The 19,039-nt window shown below is 39.6% G+C and carries 18 protein-coding genes and 1 other annotated feature; of the genes, 17 read left to right on the forward strand and 1 reads right to left on the reverse strand.

Going from position 1 to position 19,039, the window contains the following annotated elements:
• Positions 1-78 precede the first annotated feature (78 nt).
• The 6 genes from ASU02_RS26310 (at position 79) to ASU02_RS04950 (ending at position 4,690) form a co-directional block, all read left to right on the forward strand.
• Positions 79-234, forward strand: coding sequence for a hypothetical protein (locus ASU02_RS26310; protein ID WP_157684480.1), 156 nt, complete (start codon positions 79-81; stop codon positions 232-234).
• A 110-nt stretch (positions 235-344) separates the two neighbouring features.
• A complete protein-coding gene (locus ASU02_RS04930; protein WP_057761582.1) occupies positions 345-767 on the forward strand; it encodes a DUF6678 family protein in 423 nt (140 codons plus the stop codon).
• Positions 768-879: 112 nt separating this feature from the next.
• Entirely contained in the window at positions 880-1,224 is a 345-nt protein-coding gene (locus ASU02_RS04935) for a hypothetical protein (RefSeq protein WP_057761584.1), read from the forward strand.
• 620 nt (positions 1,225-1,844) lie between these two features.
• Positions 1,845-2,585 carry a YwqG family protein gene (locus ASU02_RS04940; protein WP_057761585.1) on the forward strand — a complete coding sequence of 247 codons (741 nt, stop codon included), beginning with the start codon at positions 1,845-1,847 and terminating at the stop codon, positions 2,583-2,585.
• Between the two features lie 191 nt (positions 2,586-2,776).
• Entirely contained in the window at positions 2,777-3,838 is a 1,062-nt protein-coding gene (locus ASU02_RS04945) for a suppressor of fused domain protein (protein WP_057761587.1), read from the forward strand.
• A gap of 177 nt (positions 3,839-4,015) precedes the next feature.
• Positions 4,016-4,690 carry a hypothetical protein gene (locus tag ASU02_RS04950; RefSeq protein WP_057761589.1) on the forward strand — a complete coding sequence of 225 codons (675 nt, stop codon included), beginning with the start codon at positions 4,016-4,018 and terminating at the stop codon, positions 4,688-4,690.
• Between the two features lie 318 nt (positions 4,691-5,008).
• Here the strand turns inward: ASU02_RS04950 and ASU02_RS04955 are convergent, their stop codons facing one another.
• On the reverse strand, positions 5,009-6,391 hold the full coding sequence (locus tag ASU02_RS04955) for an SMI1/KNR4 family protein (protein ID WP_057761591.1): 1,383 nt from the start codon (positions 6,389-6,391) through the stop codon (positions 5,009-5,011).
• Positions 6,392-7,054: 663 nt separating this feature from the next.
• Here ASU02_RS04955 and ASU02_RS04960 point away from each other — a divergent pair.
• From ASU02_RS04960 to leuB, 11 genes are all read left to right on the forward strand, one after another.
• Positions 7,055-7,855: a hypothetical protein gene (locus ASU02_RS04960; protein ID WP_057761757.1), complete on the forward strand. Its 801-nt coding sequence runs from the start codon at positions 7,055-7,057 to the stop codon at positions 7,853-7,855.
• A 20-nt stretch (positions 7,856-7,875) separates the two neighbouring features.
• Entirely contained in the window at positions 7,876-9,525 is a 1,650-nt protein-coding gene (locus ASU02_RS04965; protein ID WP_057761593.1) for a DUF6138 family protein, read from the forward strand.
• An 80-nt stretch (positions 9,526-9,605) separates the two neighbouring features.
• The gene (locus ASU02_RS04970; protein WP_057761595.1) at positions 9,606-9,986 is read left to right on the forward strand and encodes an Imm10 family immunity protein; all 381 of its coding nucleotides are present in this window, start codon (positions 9,606-9,608) and stop codon (positions 9,984-9,986) included.
• Positions 9,987-10,201: 215 nt separating this feature from the next.
• The gene (locus tag ASU02_RS04975; protein ID WP_057761597.1) at positions 10,202-10,396 is read left to right on the forward strand and encodes a hypothetical protein; all 195 of its coding nucleotides are present in this window, start codon (positions 10,202-10,204) and stop codon (positions 10,394-10,396) included.
• On the forward strand, positions 10,393-10,959 hold the full coding sequence (locus ASU02_RS04980; RefSeq protein ID WP_057761599.1) for a hypothetical protein: 567 nt from the start codon (positions 10,393-10,395) through the stop codon (positions 10,957-10,959). The genes ASU02_RS04975 and ASU02_RS04980 overlap by 4 nt, the downstream gene beginning before the upstream one ends.
• A gap of 194 nt (positions 10,960-11,153) precedes the next feature.
• Complete coding sequence (locus ASU02_RS04985) at positions 11,154-11,684, forward strand: hypothetical protein (RefSeq protein ID WP_057761601.1); 531 nt, start codon at positions 11,154-11,156, stop codon at positions 11,682-11,684.
• Between the two features lie 508 nt (positions 11,685-12,192).
• Positions 12,193-12,450, forward strand: a binding site (T-box leader).
• Between the two features lie 79 nt (positions 12,451-12,529).
• The gene (ilvB, locus tag ASU02_RS04990) at positions 12,530-14,245 is read left to right on the forward strand and encodes an acetolactate synthase large subunit (protein ID WP_057761603.1); all 1,716 of its coding nucleotides are present in this window, start codon (positions 12,530-12,532) and stop codon (positions 14,243-14,245) included.
• Complete coding sequence (gene ilvN / locus ASU02_RS04995) at positions 14,242-14,760, forward strand: acetolactate synthase small subunit (protein ID WP_057761606.1); 519 nt, start codon at positions 14,242-14,244, stop codon at positions 14,758-14,760. The genes ilvB and ilvN overlap by 4 nt, the downstream gene beginning before the upstream one ends.
• Positions 14,761-14,987: 227 nt before the next feature.
• On the forward strand, positions 14,988-16,010 hold the full coding sequence (ilvC, locus tag ASU02_RS05000) for a ketol-acid reductoisomerase (RefSeq protein ID WP_057761608.1): 1,023 nt from the start codon (positions 14,988-14,990) through the stop codon (positions 16,008-16,010).
• Positions 15,997-17,544, forward strand: a complete 1,548-nt coding sequence (locus tag ASU02_RS05005) for a 2-isopropylmalate synthase (RefSeq protein WP_057761610.1) — start codon at positions 15,997-15,999, stop codon at positions 17,542-17,544. The genes ilvC and ASU02_RS05005 overlap by 14 nt, the downstream gene beginning before the upstream one ends.
• 73 nt (positions 17,545-17,617) lie before the next feature.
• Positions 17,618-18,730 (forward strand): 3-isopropylmalate dehydrogenase, encoded by a 1,113-nt coding sequence (gene leuB, locus ASU02_RS05010; RefSeq protein ID WP_057761612.1) that lies wholly within the window; start codon positions 17,618-17,620, stop codon positions 18,728-18,730.
• The last annotated feature ends 309 nt before the right edge of the window (positions 18,731-19,039 follow it).

Here is a 19,039-nt window from a genome sequence, read left to right on the forward strand (position 1 = left end):
TTATTTTATTTAATACCTTAAGAAATATAAGGTTAGTAAAATTAGGAAATATATACCTTCAACAAATGAGGGAGATACATGAATATAATTACAAATCAAAGGAAGCTAGAAGAACTGAGTAAAATTGATTATCAGGTTCATATCGGTAAATCAAATGAAGTAAGCTATCTCGAGATAATGATACTAAAGTTTATTGTTGGGGAAAGAGGCGTTGGATACTTCGCTGCTTCGTGATATGTAGACATTTAAAAAATATTAAATTATTGGCGGCAAAGTAGGAATGAGGAAAGCTTTAACGGTCACTTAAAACATAAACAAATCACTTATCGAACTGAGGATTTAATATGGTACCAAAACAAAACAAAATGAGAGTATTTGAGACCATTGCTGAAAGAAATTTAGTTTCTATCATGAATGATACAAAGTGGCGAGAACTCCAAGATGCAGTTATAAATACTTTGTTATTTCCGCCACCATACCAAGGCAAATATTTGTTAGAAGATAGATTACACCCAGAAGAATTTGAAACAGATGTTTGGTATTGGGGAGATTGGAAAGAGGGCATTGTACCATTTTACCGTGTTGAGTGGATTAGAGTAAGGCCAAGATATTTGAAACATCGTGGCAGTCTGATATCGCCGGAAATAATAGATATTACAGATGATTTCGTTAATATATTAAAGGAATTATCCATTCCATATCGACTAGATAATGATACATACTATATTTACGGTTACATATCAGATACAAGCATTTTAACATTATGAAGCCTCTCGGAATCACACATACTAAAAAGTTAAAGGAAAGCAGTGCTAAAGTACGGTAAGAAACCTATTAAAGAGATAGTGTTTCCTGTTTTCAGGATGGATGGTAATTAATATGTATGACTATATAATGGTTTATTCTGATGATCAATATCAAAAAACAATACAATCGTTTGAGATTGAGCAATTCTGTATTATCGAGTTAGGACTAATACCTATTAGTAAACTGAGATTTTATAAAAATATAGATGGTGAAGAAATTATTGTTACAGGGATACTAGCTAATTCAAATGGTGGCTATGCATTCGATACTCTTGATGATGTTGAAGAAATAAACCTAATAGAAATAGATATACCTGATAAATTGACTTATGAAATTGAGAAAGAAATATTGGATTTATCAAACGCAATAGCTAGTAAATTTTCTTGGAAAGTAGATTTAAGGGAATCGGATTCGTAGATACAATACACTGTACTTTAAAGGCGGAAAGGCATAAAGAAAATGAAATAAATTCAATATGACATCAGACATATGTGGGGAATTCGCTCCTTACAAAGAGGAGCAGACAAATGAAAAAGAGATCGATTCATAGATTAACAATCTAGTAGGTAGTTTAATTCCAATAACTAGTTTGAAGGTCGAAGCGGACTTTAATAACTATGGAAGTGGGTATGAGTCATATGTACCTATACTTTGTTTTAAGGAAGATGGATCATCAATAGAATTCGTTAAAAGCTCCGAGACAATCATTGGTAATTTGCTATATGTGTGTAGTACAAGATGTCGAGAACATCGATGAACAGATTTATTTGGGTGATATGGATTCAAGAGACTCGGATTACCAAAGATTTATTTATAGTCCAAGTGAGAAACGAGAATTTTAAGAATTTCAGGAAGATAAGGAATAAGTCATAGTCTTTTTGTATGAAAGGTGTTAGTTCTTGTCCAGAGCTGATGAGAAAACTTACATCCTTATCCGAAAAAATTAGGCATTTAGGTTGGGTTACCAATAATTACCAAAAGTGATATAGTTTAAATCGGTTAAGTAAAGAGTCGTTTATCAGAAAGGGGGAACAAAATTGATAAAATACGAAATTCCTGAACTGTTGAAAGAACATGTAAACTTAATTAAAGGCACTTTTAGGTATAGTAATGAGATATGCTTTAAGCGTGAAGAAACAAAACCTTGGGATAGTAAATTAGGTGGATGTCCCTATTTGAAAAATATTGAAGATTATCCAACCGATCAAGCTGGGGAACCTATGTTGTTTTTAGCACAAATCAATCTGACGGAACTGGAGAATCTAGATGAATTACCAGAAAAGGGATTATTGCAATTTTATGTTGCAAACGATGATATGTTTGGTTTGGAAGAACCGATTCTAGTAAAATACATTGAAGATTATGAAGAAAATGAAGAACATTTAGTAAAGAAACATCCTTATGAAAATGAAGAATATCAGGAGAATCTCCCTTTTTTACACAGCGGTAAAATGTATTTTACAACAAGGGAAATGCCTATGTCTTCCTCATTAGATCTATTCCAAGAAATCTTTATGAATAAGCTATCAGAAGTAGAATATGAGAAACTGAGTGATGATTGCTATAGCAGCGATAGCAGAATTGGCGGTTATCCCTATTTTGTGCAGAATGACTATATCGGTTTTGACGATGGCGATTTTCTTTTATTGCAGCTGGATATCGATGATGAATGCGGAATTATGTTTGGGGATTCTGGGAATTGTGTTTTCACTATTCCAAAGGATGCATTGAAAAATAGGGATTTTTCAAAAGTAGTGTATGATTGGCAATGTTGCTAGTGAGTTACCAGTACCATTATCCGTTCGGAAGCTTATAGAAAAGTTCCAAGAAATGTGTAAGCATTTTGGCAAGAAAAAGTGGCATAAGCAGAAGTGTGTGGTAAGGGCTTCCCAATAATGCACTCTTGAGCCGCTTCTATTTTCAATAATATGGCAAGTAACTGCAAAATTGACGAGTTGGAGGAGAAGAAATGACCGAAGAAGTAAATACGACAGGCTGGGATGCAATTGAAGAGGAAGTAACGAAGCTGTACGGGGAACAGGAACCAAAGCATTATGGTACCGCCATTCCTTATATGCTTGGTGGTCAAGATCCATTAGATGGCCTTAGTGCTTATAAAGCGGAGTCGCCTTTTCCACACTGGCATATTGTCACTTTTGGTTTCTCGGAGCTCTATGAGAAGGAATCGGAAAATCCTGATTACAGCGGCTATGGGTTTGAACTTACCTTCCGGGTGGCTCGTAGCAAGGATGAGGAAGAGCCTCCAGCATGGGCATTAAACCTGCTGCAAAACATGGGACGATATGTGTTTAACAGCGGCAATATATTCGCATCAGGTGATTATTTGGATGCCAATGGGCCAATCTGCTTAGGAGCTGATACACAATTGACCGCCCTTGCTTTTATACCAGATCCAGAACTGGATACGTTGCATACGCCTAACGGACGCGTTGAATTTCTTCAAATGGTTGGGATTACTGAGGATGAGCTGGAAGCTATGAAAACATGGAATACAAGAGGTTTACTTGAAGCAGGAAAAGCTGAACTGCCGGGTTATATTACGGACTTATCCCGAAATACTATTCTGCAAGTCCCTGCTGTGCAGGAAAGTGTTCAAGTAGGAATAGATCGTGACGGTTCGAGCACTGGATTTTTATATGTGGATCAATTGGCTTGGGAACCGGGTAAGAATGGGCTGTTCAGTAAGCAGCCGTCTGTGCTTATATTAGGAGCGAAGCAAGCTGGTACGGTTGGAATGCTGCTTCGTGGCCGACTGCTTAAGGGAAAAGACTTGATTTTAATGAGCAATGAGATAAGAGTAACATTGGAACTCGCTTCAACGACCGGAATCGAAATAGATGAGCATAACGTTCATTTGAAAATAGATGAAGCGGTTGTTAACGAGCTCATGCACAAACTTCTGCCCAAAGAAGGAGAAATTCAATTGTCTTCTTATAAAAATTTAAAACTTCAAGTCGTTAAAACATACATCAAGGATCAAGATGGAAATGTGGTATCAACTATCGGATAGACATTGTCTTTACATACATATAACAACGCCTTTAAGGAGTTTGCATCATTTAAAGGGAGAAAAACAAGATGAAAATAAAGCGAGCAATATCTCTCGGGAATTTGCTGTTTTTCATTCCAGTAATATGATTAAAAATAACTCAACACTCCCCCGATAAGTGAAAGAGGAGAGATACATATGGATAAACAGTCTTATGCAAGGTATTTGCTTCACTTTATGAATGACGAGATGGATTCCGATGAATCAGATATTGATGAAGCTCAGTTCTATGGGTATTTCCAAATGTATATGCCAGATGGAAAAGGCGTAGAGGCTACTTTTGAACCTCTTGAAGATGGGCATGCTTATTTGCAGAGGATAGTACAAATCTATGAAATGCTAAATCCTGAGGATTTTAGGGGTCCTGCAGTGCCAGGGTATTTTAATAGTAAAGCTGGCGATGTACCCAATGAGATATTAATAGATTATGGCAGACAGTTTATTCAAGGCTTAAAGGATTTAATGTTGGAATTCTCTAAGAAGGCAGATACGATAGATTCAGCAAATTACCTGCTTGGAATCGAAGAGGTTAGAATTTTACCTCCTGGATCGATAGATGGAATTCGTCAGAAATACGATCCTGAAATATATGAGACGATTTTTGATATCATCAGCGAACAGAAGGAGTACGATGAACCGATTGAAGTTTTGGATGAGGCGTATTACTCGATTGCCTGTGATTACTGGATTTCATATTATCTTCAGTGGCACCGTTATAAATTGAATGGTGATCCGTTCGCAGCATATTTTGAGCTGTATAGACGTGGATACTCAGCGGTCTTCTCAGAAAATAAACTGTATATTGGTTCATAATTACAGAGGTTGGGAGCTTACACCGAATGGAGAAAGGCGCAACCTCATTAATCATTTATGTTATGCGATCAGGCAAGCAAATCAACAGAATGATGACCAGGTTGATGATTTAAATGATGCATCATGCGCGTTTTCTTGAGATAAGCAGCGCGACCCTTAACCCAACGCGGAGATTGCGAATATGAAGCATCTCTTCATCTGCTGGCTGGCAAAAAGTATAACTATTCAACCGATTCAGCATTAGAGCAGATCTCAATAAGAAGAGCCCGCTTTGGTAGCGAGCTTTTCTTGATTGTTAGGCATGAACTTGAACTGCGATTAGGCCTCTTGTAACTTAGTAATTACTTCCTCTGCATACGAATTGGTAAACTGAATAATCCCATGATCCTGTACGATCCGCCCTTCCTTGATGCGGTGATTAAGCCAATCTGTAATAAAAGAAGGGGCATATCCGCCTTGTCCGAATTCCCCGCCAAAAGCAATTATTTTCTCATAGGCTGCCAAATATTGCTCGCGGCTGGTATTTGGATATGACTTCGTATAAAACCAAAACTGTACATCATACATGACATACGATAATTCATCTGCATGAAAAGAAAAATGGCCTTTTTCTTCAACTATTCGTGTACATATATTGCGGATTTTCTGTTCGACCTGATTCACTTCGGTTACCTGAGAGCACAGCTCTTCCAACAGAGGAGAAAATTTACCGTGCTCAACTCTATCTAGAGCTTCTTCTTTGTCTTCTTCAGACGTATCATATTGTTCTTCGCTCACCAAGCCTTTTATAAACTCCTCAAAATTATTGGCTAGAAAGGTAATCTCATAATCATCTTCTTGATCGACGTGAACGACTTCAGGTTCACCATCTTTACCGCATGCTCGGTAGTCTAACATGACGACATCATGACCGGCTGAAGGACAATCACAGATCACCACGCCAATGTCAGGATATCCCCATTCCTCAATCATAAATAGACTTCCCAGATCCCCGCACAGTGAATAGCTTTTCTCGCGGCCTATTCCCATAATCCCTGTAATAGCAATATGGTCCTCTGCCCAAGAGGTGGGTTCCTGTGTTGGAAAGCTGGTGTTCTTCGGCACCCCGCCATTCTGATGCTTCATCAGATGAATATAAGAAGATGGAAGCTTGTAACCAAGCCCTTTCTCGATCGAATCAATTAGTTCATCCGTAGGTGGCTCAGATTGATAAGATTCTCTTGCATATTCGCTGTCTTCCCAGAAATCAGCTAAAAACATATCAGAAAAAAGAAACTTCTCCTTTGCTGAGCTGCTCCGCTCCATGGAAGCTTTCTTGTTGGCAAGCCGGAGCTCTTCTCTTTTCTGCTTCTCAGCTTTTTGAATGCTCCGTCTTAAGAAATACTCCGTACTTTGATCACCGGGCTCTAATTGGTCAGATCTGCGGAAAGCTTGAACAGCGTCCTCAAATCGACCCAAATGATAGAGCGTATAACCTAGTCGATAATGCCATAGAGAATCCTGTTTACCAGCTCCGGCAATGTCCTCAAGTTGGAAGAGTGCATTTTCATACAGCCCCAAATTATTATATGCTCTAGCCAAGAGACTAATCACTTCATAGTCTCGTTCTTCATCGGGAATAGCTATCAGCAAATCCGCAATTTTCTGATGCTCGTCTTCTTCATGCCATTTGTTCAGTTGTTCAAATAGTGTTTGATTCATTACTACCTCCAAAATGTTTATTAAGATACTAGCTTCATTTGTGTTTGGCAGTCTCTACCTTAAAATAGTAATAGCTATAATAGAGGATACTATAATTCTTCTATAATGAGGAACCAAAGAATGGCAAGTATTCAAAATATAGGCTTTTAGATATAGATAACAATACAGACGAGAAATTTAGTTCAGAGTGTAAAAACTTCTTCATTAGAATAGGCCAGATTGAGCGAAACAAGGGGATTGGGTTACTCACAGAGATAATCGATCTTTTTAAAGAGAGCGCGGAGTAGGGAAAAGCCCGCTGAAGGAACGGGAAGTGACGCAGCGGCTTTCTGAGGTGATCTTATTAAAGATTCAAATACTTACGCTGACATTTATCAAGAATCTGGTGATTAAGAAGATAAAAAGGCAAGAAATAGGTTATGAATCAATTAAATTAAAAGAGGATAGCGACCCATAATAGTCGCTTAATTAGCGGCTTCTTTGTTTATCAGTTCAGGTTCTTAAGTATCCCGCCATAATTAACCTAAGGAATCCTATTAAGCTAATAGGCATGTCAGTTTATAAGAGAATTGGTATAATATTGTAAATGTACATGTTGAGGATCATAGATTCTATCAAACAGATATTTGAGGCGGAATTCGGAGATAGGGAGGGAGAGTTATGATGGATTCTAAAGCAAAGAAGATATTAACAAGCACCTTTTGGTCAGCCAGCGGCTGGAAACAAGGTGGGCTGTCAAACTGCAGTGCAGAAGATTTTGAATACGCGAAGAATAAAGGACTGATGTTTGATCCTCTGACCATCACACACGATGAATGTATCAGCAGATTGCGGCAGATTCACGAAGAAGAAATGAACCGGGAGAAAGTGGTTAAAGCTTTTCTGCATAGTCTAACAACCCGGAAGGTCTATTTACGGAGCGCGTTATCAAGCTGGGCGTTGACCCGTGAACTCTGCCTGCATGCATACCGTGACAAACAAGCAGAGAAACCGATGTATAGTTCATGTGCTTATTGCAACGACAATCGTCTAATGTCTGATGAAAAATACATCAATTATGATCTGAATGTGCTTCAATTCGAGAGGGTGAAATGGGGAGGCGTTCGACACAACCATCTCATCTATTGCTTAATGGATCTGGAAATGATAAGCAAGGAACCCGAGCTTGTAGTGACAAAAGAAGACGTGAACATTCTGAAAAAAATGATACAAGCCATATATGAGTGCGATAAGCAGGATGCAGCACGCGGCCTCGAGAAACGCTGGAAAGACGTATTCCCTTCGAATAAGCATGAAAGAGATTCGGTGCTTGAAATTTGGGGATATGCCGGAATGCTTGTCGCTGGAAGTGATTTCCGTAAAGAGAGGGGACGAGGCACAGATTTTATGTCTGTAGCAACCTGGCGCGGGGAAGATGGTTATTCTCTTGAACAGATGGAATATCTATTTGGAACGTATATTTAGCATAAAGAGGAGGAGCAGTAATGGACGCAGCAGTACAGAGGTTTTTAGATGATGTGTGGAACAAGCTGAGGACTATATACGACAAAGAGAGCAAAAGAATAAATGAGTTCATATACCATCGTCCGCTGCAGGCAGGAGTAAAGGATTATTTACAGGTGTCTTGGCGTGACGGGAAAATACATATTGATATTGAAGAACCGTTTGATTGGACTGACAGTTCTTATAAAATCGAAGCAGGTCCTTATGTTGCCGAGCTTACGGAAGTACGAATTAGAACTGAGCTTTATCCGGCATTACGCAAGGGAATGGAGGAGCTCTTTTTATCGGATACACTTGGTCCTCGTTTTTTTGATTATCGATTCCAGATTGTACTTTCCTTTGAAATGGAAGACGAAGACATAAAGATTTGCGAGCAGCTCGTAAATAATGAGAAGCTGAACCAGCTCCGCCAATCATTACAGAAGTTTATAACATCCAAAATCATGTCTAATCTTCCCGTATTACCCAGTGTGGATGACCAGTTTTTCTTTTCTCGTCATTTGATAAATCCTGATCTAATCAAGCAGAAAGAAGATATAGTTGACCCCTTAATCCGGCATTTATCCGACAAGCTCAGAAGTAACAAAAAACGCTTGAACGAATGGATTGGCCAATATACTTCGGCTATGGATGATTGGATACAGAATGTTTATCTTCCTCGCTATTTTAATCGTGCAGACAGCTATGCAATGGACTGGATACCCAAAGAGGATATAGCTCTTGTGAATCCGAATGCAGATCAACTTTCATTTTTTGTGTATGCTGCTCTGCAAATAGGAAGGACGAAACCGGATACTCGCGAGCGATATTTGAAACTGGCAGTCCAGCTTGGGTCAAAACAGGCTGCAGATTATATCCGGCAAGGGAGTGGTAAATTTGCTCCAGTACATAAAGGGAACTATGCGGAAATTCATAATAATGATGTAACCCAGACCATTGAAGTCCGGATTTTGGCCGAGGAGGAAGCAGCTTATGGAGAAGTGCTGGATCACATTACCGAATTGCTGCAAAAAGGATTTCCAAAGGAATATAACCTGAAGCTGAAAAGCAAACAAAAGAACTATCTTCCTCTAAAAAAGATGGCTAAATCGGGAATGCATCAGTTTTTTGCAGGAGCACTTACCTATCCTGCTCTTTTTCCCAAATTGAATGCGTATGCGAACATCGCTATGGAACCCTATGCATGGTATAAGGATACAGAACCGGGTGAAAAGTCAGTCATGCCTGGCACCTATGCGGTACTCGGATTAGGATTGCACAGCAGGGACTATTTCTCACTCGTCACTCGTTATATGGAGATGGTAGATACAGAGCACCAAATGATACAGGATGGTTATGCGGAAGCCTTTATTGATGCGCACGGTGTGGAGCAGGAACTTATACCAGTTCTAATAGATATTCTGCTTGCAGGGAATGAGGAAGCAAGACCAGTGAAAAACTTCGTCATCGATCGGATCGAGCTAGCTGAAGCGCTTCATCAAGAGCTGTTATCTAAAGAAATATATGCACGGGAGCAGGTTCTTTACCGGATATTCGGAAGCTGCGAAAAGTTGAAAAAAGCCGCGAAGTCAGAGCAAACGGAGCTTGAGCTTCGGGGTATTCTTGCGGAGCTGCTGGCCCTTGTAAGTTGATTAATGCTTGATCATTCCTGACTAATGAAGAAAAATTGTTTCATCCCTGCAGAAATTTATCGGTGAGGGAGGAGTATTTAATGTCAATCTTACTAAAAGCATCATTTGTTTATTGTGGAATTGAGGATGAGACATTATTAATTGGATTTGCAGATGATGAATTTGAGACCAAAGAATATGTGTTATTTCAAAAGTCATTATGTATTGAAGACATCCCCATTCTGAATAAGGTTCATATTACTTTTAATAGTGAAAATAGATCTGAGTACGGGGGGATATTAAGGATCATACTTAGTCGAAAATTAATTTCAATCTTTTTATCTAAAGAGACCGCTAGATCACTTCGCGTAAATGAATCAATAGACATTGAATATGATATAGATGAAAAAAGATATAATAACTTAATCAGTCAGTTTAATAGGCTGAATGTAGATCAAGAGATAGCAATTGAGATTAAGTAGAGCTGTGCACTTGGTCCGTAGATACAACAAAAAACTCACTGAATTGGGAGAGCATAATGAAGGTTTTCCGAAAGAAGATAATTACTGTAGACAATCATTTATTTCTTTGTGTTGTAGATGAAGGAAGTTATGATGTTGTATTTCGAGCCTAGCAGGTAATGCAAAAATTGTTATCTGAAATCGAATAATAGCGAACGATAGAAGATAATCGACAGATGTATTCTCGTGAGATTATTAAATTATATGCCTGTCCTGAAATCATGCAAGCAGCAGTGAACAAGTATGTAAGTAAATGTCCTGAAGCTACAGTTCTATCCGCTCAGAAGACACCGTTTATAGATAAAGCAGATATTATGTCCGCCTTACATTTAGCTTTGAGAAAAAAGGAGGAAAAGAGGAGTTTAACGTGATATACAAATTTACCGAAGTGCTGAATGATCTTATAAATTATTTCATTCTCGGAGATATTTTGCTGCTGGAAAGCTGGAAACAGTCCAATAATCATTCAGATAATTTAGCAATGGGGTTTACAACAAATGAGAGCGGCGATAATGTTGTACTTGATGGTATTCTACTTCCAATGGCAGGGATTGAAAACTATCCATATACCATTATTTTTAATCTTTCTGGAGATACACCGGAATTGTTAAAAACAGATAGCCGTTTACAATTCAGACATGACGGTTATTCGCTTAAGGTTGAAAACAACATACTGATGCTGTTTACTTGGCAAATATTAGAACAATTCACTAACGAAAGAGTCAACGCTTTACTTAATCATTATCGACAATACAAAAAGCCAATGATTGAAATTGAAAACGGCTGGTACAGCATAGAGATATTGGGTGGGGAAACTTTTCAGGATTCAGATTATGAACCCACATTTGAGTTTGTTTTGCGAAAGACAGAAAAGAAGGGGCAAGGGGAACTTGATATCAATCTAGATTTTAGGATTGAAAGTTCCACCTACTAAAATAGAATTCTTCAATCCTTTGCATCAGTAGACCAAAAGCAAAAATTGGGCAGCGAAATAATTAAACACTAATCCCGTCGCCTTTCCCTTTACAGTTCCATCATTCAAAATGGGGGCAAATATGTCTTTATACATCTAGATTTAGACGAATATGACATCAAGAAGTAACTTCTCATCCGATTGGAGTGATTGTTTTGAACTATTTAAAAGATATCCAGGAGCCAGGGATGGGGACCTGGTATTTTGAAATTGATAACGACGGTGTGGCTTACAGACAGATGGTTTATCATGATGATGGTACTTGTATCACATCGAATCGAAAGCATTATTTTTATCATTTCATGCTGGCAGAACATCCAGTAGATGCGCAGGAATCCTATTACAAAGAGATCAGTCAGACGGAATTCGAGAAACTTTGGTATGAGCAGCTTCAACACGGTTTGGAAGACTGGCATCGAACCAAAAGTCTGTTCCCCGTTGGGACCCGAGTGGAAGGGTATATAGAAGTGTTTTTTCCACAAGGTACTTTGATTAACTTATTGGAACCTCAGGCAGTAGGTATTACAGACACATCCGCTTTGAAAACCGAAACCCCTGCTGAATGGTTGTACCCACGCTATCGGGTGTTCGCCGAAGTATCTGGATACGATGAAGTTAATCAGTGGGTACTTCTTACTCGTTCTAAAGTTGCGGGAAGTCAGTATGAAGAAGCTGAAGTTGATTAATATACGGAAACGGATTTTTGATGAAACTATTTCGGAAGCCAATGGAGATCACGAAGAGGATTTCGGAAGCTTTCCTCATTGCAAATCATGTTGCGAGTGCTATAAACACGCGGAAATTATTGCAACGGTATATCAGCAAAGCTGTATAACGGTTAAATTAGAACCGTGTAAAAGGAACGTTTAACTCACTTTTAAAAGTGAGTTTTTTATTTTATAAAATCAACCGTTTTTAAAGAAAAGATAAAAATTTTTTAATTAGCAGATCATGTATACTACAACGATGTAAGCGTATTCAATAAATCAGATTAATTTAAATTATCAAATAATTTTAAAAAATGGTGTTGACGGTTTGAGAAAATGGGCGTAAGATAGTCCTCAATATAAGAAATTAGAAAATTCAAGAAGTTGCAGGCAGCAAATTTTTAGACCTAAGAAACCGTTTATACATAGTTTTTTTTAATCTAAAAATTTACTGGTTTAAAGTGCTAAAGAATTAAATTGAATAGCTAGTAAAGCTAAGAAGAGGATAAGTAGTTTTATGAATTGGAATTAACAGAGAGCCGGAGCAGCTGTGAACCGGTAATTTCAGCATAAAATGAACTCACCTCTGAGCACCAGCTTGAAAAAGTCAAATTGAGTAGAGTTGGTCGGGTGTCTGTCACTCGTTATTAAAACGGACAGGAAGAAGATGTCCATAAGTGCATGCAGATCGCATGAATTTAGGGTGGTACCGTGGAATGGGATTTAAAGCCTTTTCACCCCTTATACCTAGGAATAATAGGTTTTTAAGGGGTGGAAAGGCTTTTTATATTTGAATTAAAGGAAAAAGAGGAGGTTTTATACGAATGTTGCAGCAAGCTGCCATAACAGAATCAAAGGCCAAAGCCAAGATGGTTACTGGTGCTGATCTGTTATTAGAGGCCTTGGAAAAGGAAAAGGTGGAAGTGATTTTTGGATATCCTGGTGGGGCAGTGCTCCCGATTTATGACAAGCTTTATGATTCAAAAATTCTCCACGTTTTGCCAAGGCATGAGCAAGGGGGAATTCATGCAGCCGAAGGGTACGCAAGAATATCAGGAAAGCCTGGAGTGGTTATAGCCACATCTGGACCTGGAGCAACTAACATTGTTACGGGTCTCACAGACGCAATGATGGATTCTCTCCCGCTCATTGTATTCACCGGTCAGGTTCCAACAAATGTAATTGGTTCTGATGCCTTCCAAGAAGCGGATGTACTAGGAATTACAACACCTATTACGAAATACAATTACCAGGTGCGAAACATTGAAGACATCCCTCGAATTGTAAAAGAGGCATTCTATATTGCCTCAAGCGGAAGACCGGGTCCAGTCTTGATAGACATTCCAAAAGACATTGCAGCATCGGTATCAAAACCTCCAGAAGAACAAGAAATAAAGCTGCCTGGCTATCAGCCAACCGTACAGCCTAACTACCTTCAAATTAAAAAATTATCTGAGGCAGTTAGTCGAGCGAATAAACCAGTCATACTCGCTGGAGCTGGCGTTCTGCTTTCAAAGGCATCGAATGAATTGAAAGAATATGCAGAGCAGCAGCAGCTTCCAGTCATTCATACATTGCTTGGATTAGGAGGGTTTCCGGCAGACCATAAGCTATTTGTTGGCATGGCCGGCATGCATGGCTGCTATGCATCGAATATGGGCTTGAGTGAATGTGATTTATTAATTAATATCGGGGCAAGATTTGATGACCGGCTTACAGGAAATTTACAATTCTTTGCCCCTCATGCAACAGTTGCCCACATTGATATTGATCCAGCTGAAATTGGGAAGAATGTTCAAACAGCCATACCAGTTGTTGCTGATGCGAAAGAAGCATTAAAACAATTAGTCAAACAAAATGGTAAGCCTCCGGTTCATGGAGAATGGCTGGAGCAAATTCATAAATGGCAAGAAGAATATCCTTACTATTACGGAGAGTCAGCCGCTCTAAAGCCGCAAAAAGTGATGGAGATGCTTTATGAAAAAACAACCGGTGATGCAATTGTCGTTACAGATGTGGGGCAGCACCAAATGTGGGCTGCGCAATATTACCAATTTAATCAAGCCAATCGATGGGTAACTTCCGGAGGACTTGGAACAATGGGTTTTGGCTTGCCGGCAAGCATTGGTGCTCAGCTTGCCGATCCTGATCGATGTGTCGTTGCAGTTCTTGGGGATGGCGGTTTTCAAATGTCTACTCAAGAGCTAACAGTCATTAAAGAACTAAATCTCCCTGTAAAAATCGCAATATTCAATAATTTGTCACTCGGAATGGTGCGGCAGTGGCAGGAAATATTTTATGACAAGCGGTATTCCCATAGTAAAATTCCTATCCAGCCTTCCTTTGTAAAGCTAGCAGAAGCCTATGGGATTAAAGGATACGAAATAAATACAGCAGAAGAAGCAGAAGTTATTTTAGAAGAAGTGCTGAGTAATCGAGAGCCCGTTCTGCTAGATATTCGAATTGATCCTCATGAGAATGTCTATCCGATGATTGCCCCAGGGAAAGGGCTGCATGAAATGGTAGGTGTGAAGCCTTGAAAAAAATTATTAGTATGACAGTCATGAATCGCCCGGGTGTTCTCAATCGAATTACCAATCTTTTTTCTAAGCGGAACTACAATATAGAAAGCATATCTGTTGGATTGACAGAGCAGGAAGGAGTCTCAAGAATTACCTGTGTCATTCATGTAGAAAGCGATCGGGAAGCCGAACAAATTACAAAACAGCTAAATAAACAGATTGATATTTTAAAAGTAACGGATATTAGTGATCAGGCAATTGTGGCTAGAGAATTGGCATTAATTAAAGTGCTCTCAACTCCGCAAACAAGAAATGAGCTTTATGCACTGATCGAACCTTTTCGAGCAGCAGTAATCGATATAAGCAAGGACAGCTTAGTCATTCAAATAACAGGAGAATCAGAAAAGATTGAAGCCTTTATCGAACTGATTAAACCTTATGGAATTAAAGAGCTTGCTCGAACCGGGACAACAGCTTTCCCTCGAGGGACCCAAAAACCAGTCAATACGCAAAAAACATACTCAATCGTTTAATTGAATGCTGAAAAAAGCTTAGTTGATTGGAGCGGAAGGTGCGAGACTCCTGCGGGAGTAGTGGGACAGCTGAGACCCCGCAGGCACTTTAGTGCCGAGGAGGCTCAGCGCCCACCCCGCGGAAAGCGAGTACCTGGAGCGGAAATCAACCTCTACAAATTAAATGGTAATTAGTGATAATTTTTACAAGAATTGTCTTTAATTTAAAAAAAGAAAGGAAGATAACAATGGCGAAAATGTACTATAACGGAGATGCGAATCCAGCTTATTTAAAGGGGAAGAAGGTAGCGGTGATCGGGTATGGATCACAAGGTCATGCACATGCATTAAATTTGAGAGACAGCGGAGTTGAAGTTGTTATTGGACTTCGCAAAGGGAAATCATGGGATAAAGCAGCAGAAGATGGCTTTCAAGTATTTTCAGTAGGGGAAGCAACAGCACAGGCAGACGTAGTCATGATTCTATTACCAGATGAACTTCAGACGAAAGTATATAAAGAAGAAATTGAACCGCATTTAACAAATCAGGCACTCATGTTTGCCCACGGTTTTAATGTTCATTTCAATCAAATTGTCCCTCCGAAAGAAAGTGATGTACTTCTAGTAGCACCAAAAGGGCCTGGACATCTTGTAAGGAGAACGTATGAACAGGATGCAGGCGTTCCAGCACTTTTCGCTATCCATCAGGATGTATCAGGTGAAGCGCAAGAACTTGCCCTAGCTTATGCAAGAGGCATTGGGGCCTTACGTGCAGGTGCATTAGAAACCACCTTTAAGGAGGAAACAGAAACCGATCTATTTGGGGAACAGGCTGTCCTTTGTGGAGGATTGACCTCACTTGTTAAAGCGGGATTTGAAACGTTAGTCGAAGCAGGATACCAGCCAGAATTAGCCTACTTTGAATGCTTGCATGAATTGAAGCTGATTGTTGACTTAATGTATGAAGGCGGATTAGAGGGAATGCGTTATTCGATCTCAGATACAGCACAATGGGGAGATTTTGTCAGCGGCCCGCGTGTTGTAGATGGACGAGTGAAGGAAGAAATGAAAGCCATTCTTAAAGATATTCAGGATGGGAAATTTGCGAAAGGCTGGATCTTAGAGAATCAAGCAAACCGGCCTGAATTTAATGCAGTGAATGAAAGAGAGAAGCAGCATCAAATTGAGCAGGTGGGAAGAGAACTTAGAAAAATGATGCCGTTCGTTAATAGCGGAAAAAAGAAGGAAGCTGTTGCTAGTGCAAACCATTAAAATTTTCGACACAACCTTAAGGGATGGAGAACAATCAGCCGGTGTGAACCTTAACTTTTCGGAAAAGCTAGAAATTGCAAAACAGCTGGAAAGGTTAAATGTAGATATTATGGAAGCTGGTTTTCCAGCCGCTTCAAAAGGTGACTTCTCGTCCGTACAGAAAATTGCCCAAACAATAAGAAATTGTTCTGTCACGGGACTCGCACGAGCGGTTATCTCAGATATAGATGCAGCATGGGAAGCGCTGAAAGACGGTGCAGAACCAAGGCTCCATACCTTTCTTGCAACTTCGCCGATTCATCGAGAATACAAATTGAAGATGTCGAAAGAAGAAGTCATCCATACAGCTGTAGAAACGGTAAGATACGCTGCAAAGAAATTTCCAATTATTCAATGGTCTGCAGAAGACGCTTCAAGAACGGAGCTGCCCTTCTTGGCCGAAATTATTGAAAAGGTTATTCAGGCTGGAGCGAGAGTAATTAATATTCCTGATACTGTCGGATACGGAACACCTCAAGAATATGGAGCTATTTTTAAATACTTAAAAGAAAATGTTCCTTCTATTAATAAAGTTTCCTTATCAACCCATTGTCATGATGATTTAGGAATGGCAATCGCCAATTCACTTGCAGCAGTAGAGAATGGAGCAACACAAGTGGAAGGGACAATCAATGGGATTGGCGAAAGAGCAGGAAATGCTGCTCTCGAGGAATTTGCTGTAGCCTTGCATGTTAGAAAGGATCACTATCAGGCATTAACTCGTCTGAAGCTTCATGAGATTAGCCGCACAAGCAGTCTTGTCAGCAAGCTGACGGGAATGATTGTTCCTGCTAATAAGGCAGTTGTCGGCAAAAATGCTTATGCACATGAATCTGGGATTCACCAGGATGGTGTACTGAAAGAAAAAACAACCTATGAAATTATTTCTCCTGATTTAGTGGGCTTCCAGTCCAACTCATTAGTTTTAGGAAAACATTCAGGCAGGCATGCATTTAAAAACCGGTTAGATGAACTAGGACTTAACGTTCCTGAGGAAAATATTAAAACGTTATTTCATGCATTCAAAGACTTAGCTGACCGCAAAAAAGAAATGACAGATGAAGACTTGGTCGCACTTGTCCTTGAAGAAGAGCTGTCAAAGGAAGAGCGTTTCTATGAATTAATTCATTTGCAAATCCAATATGGGACCAATCAGGTGCCAACCGCGACCGTTACTTTATCAGGAGCGGAAAAGGAAGTCATCCAAGAGGCTGGAACGGGAGCAGGAAGTATCGAAGCCCTTTATAATACGCTGGAAAAATGTGTGGAAGGGTCAATCAATCTATTAGATTATAGAATTCAGTCTGTTGGAGCAGGCAGAGATGCACTTGCTCAAGTATATGTGAAACTTTCCTATCTTGATATTGAAACAAGTGGACGGGGGCTTGCACAAGATGTGCTGGAAGCTTCGGCAAAAGCCTATTTAAATGCGATAAACAGAGTCATCTACATGAAGGATAAAGGACCTGAACCGGAAATGAGCTTTACTAAATAAGTGTGATAGACCGATTGAATCAGCTAGTTATCAAATAAAAATACATTCATAATCACAAGACGGAGGGATAACAATGAAAAAACGTATCGCAGTACTACCAGGAGACGGAATCGGCAAAGAAGTGACAAAGGGAGCAATTGAAGTTTTACAAGCGGTTGGAGAGCGTTTCGGACACCAGTTCTATTTTCAATACGGATTAATCGGTGGAGAAGCAATCGATGCGGTTGGGTCCCCACTTCCGAACGAAACAATTGAGATGTGCAAACAAAGCGATGCGGTTTTACTAGGCGCGGTTGGCGGTCCGAAATGGGAGCATCAGCCAGCACACCTTCGTCCTGAGCGTGGATTATTAAAGATTCGTAAAGAACTTAATCTTTATGCAAACCTTAGACCAACCAGTTATTATCCAAGTCTTGCAGAATCTTCTCCACTTCGCAAGGAAGTAATTGAAGGTGTAGACATGGTCATGGTGAGAGAGTTAACAGGAGGTCTATATTTCGGCAAACCAAGCAAACGTACACGGAAAAATGGAGAAGACGAAGTAGTAGATACACTTTATTACAAAAGAGCAGAAATGGAACGAGTGATTAAATTAGCATTCCAGCTGGCTGAAAAAAGAAAAGGGAAGGTAACTTCTGTCGACAAAGCAAATGTATTAGAATCCAGCCGAATGTGGAGAGAAGTAGCAGAATCAGTTGCTAAAGAATATTCAGATGTTGAACTTGAACACATGCTTGTAGATAATGCAGCCATGCAAATGATTAAAAATCCGAAACGCTTTGATGTTGTTGTTACTGAGAATATGTTTGGCGATATTTTAAGCGATGAGGCATCCGTTTTAACTGGATCATTAGGCATGCTTCCTTCTGCAAGTCTTTCTGAAGCTGGTCCATATCTTTATGAACCGATTCATGGCTCAGCACCTGATATTGAAGGGAAAAATACAGCAAATCCACTGGCAATGATCCTTTCAGCAGCTATGATGCTTCGTCTATCATTTGGGATGCACGAAGAGGCTGAAGCAGTTGAGCAAGCAGTAAACCAAGTGCTTGATGCTGGATACAGAACAAAAGACATTATGACATTCGGCAAGAAGGATGCATCAACGAAAGAAATGGTTGAAGAAGTAAAAGCAACACTTATGGATAATGAAGCTATTATGCAGATCATGAGCGCGTATGCATAGAAAACCGGAGGCGGCTCGAATAGGAGTGACAGTAACCTTGTTGTGTATAGTTTGAACTGAAATTCCACAATAAGAGGAACTAATAGCCCTTAGTGAGTCTAGTTCGAACTAAAATTCCACAATAAGAGGAACCAATAGGCCCTATTGAGTCTAGTTTGAACAAAACTTCCACAATAAGAGGAACCAATAGGCCTTATTGAGTCCAGTTTGAACAAAAATTCCACAATAAGAGGGAACCAATAGCCCTTATTGAGTCTAGTTCGAACAAAAATTCCACAATAAGCGGAACCAATAGGCCCTATTGAGTCT

The organism is Cytobacillus praedii, assembly GCF_001439605.1.
Taxonomy (GTDB): domain Bacteria; phylum Bacillota; class Bacilli; order Bacillales; family Cytobacillaceae; genus Cytobacillus; species Cytobacillus praedii.

Bases quoted from the DNA above. Each gene is read 5' to 3' on its own strand.
- ASU02_RS26310 (WP_157684480.1), top strand. From the start codon at position 79: ATGAATATAATTACAAATCAAAGGAAGCTAGAAGAACTGAGTAAAATT.
- ASU02_RS04930 (WP_057761582.1), top strand. From the start codon at position 345: ATGGTACCAAAACAAAACAAAATGAGAGTATTTGAGACCATTGCTGAA.
- ASU02_RS04935 (WP_057761584.1), top strand. From the start codon at position 880: ATGTATGACTATATAATGGTTTATTCTGATGATCAATATCAAAAAACA.
- ASU02_RS04945 (WP_057761587.1), top strand. From the start codon at position 2,777: ATGACCGAAGAAGTAAATACGACAGGCTGGGATGCAATTGAAGAGGAA.
- ASU02_RS04950 (WP_057761589.1), top strand. From the start codon at position 4,016: ATGGATAAACAGTCTTATGCAAGGTATTTGCTTCACTTTATGAATGAC.
- ASU02_RS04955 (WP_057761591.1), bottom strand. From the start codon at position 6,391: ATGAATCAAACACTATTTGAACAACTGAACAAATGGCATGAAGAAGAC.
- ASU02_RS04960 (WP_057761757.1), top strand. From the start codon at position 7,055: ATGGATTCTAAAGCAAAGAAGATATTAACAAGCACCTTTTGGTCAGCC.
- ASU02_RS04965 (WP_057761593.1), top strand. From the start codon at position 7,876: ATGGACGCAGCAGTACAGAGGTTTTTAGATGATGTGTGGAACAAGCTG.
- ASU02_RS04970 (WP_057761595.1), top strand. From the start codon at position 9,606: ATGTCAATCTTACTAAAAGCATCATTTGTTTATTGTGGAATTGAGGAT.
- ASU02_RS04975 (WP_057761597.1), top strand. From the start codon at position 10,202: ATGTATTCTCGTGAGATTATTAAATTATATGCCTGTCCTGAAATCATG.
- ilvB (WP_057761603.1), top strand. From the start codon at position 12,530: ATGTTGCAGCAAGCTGCCATAACAGAATCAAAGGCCAAAGCCAAGATG.
- ilvC (WP_057761608.1), top strand. From the start codon at position 14,988: ATGGCGAAAATGTACTATAACGGAGATGCGAATCCAGCTTATTTAAAG.
- leuB (WP_057761612.1), top strand. From the start codon at position 17,618: ATGAAAAAACGTATCGCAGTACTACCAGGAGACGGAATCGGCAAAGAA.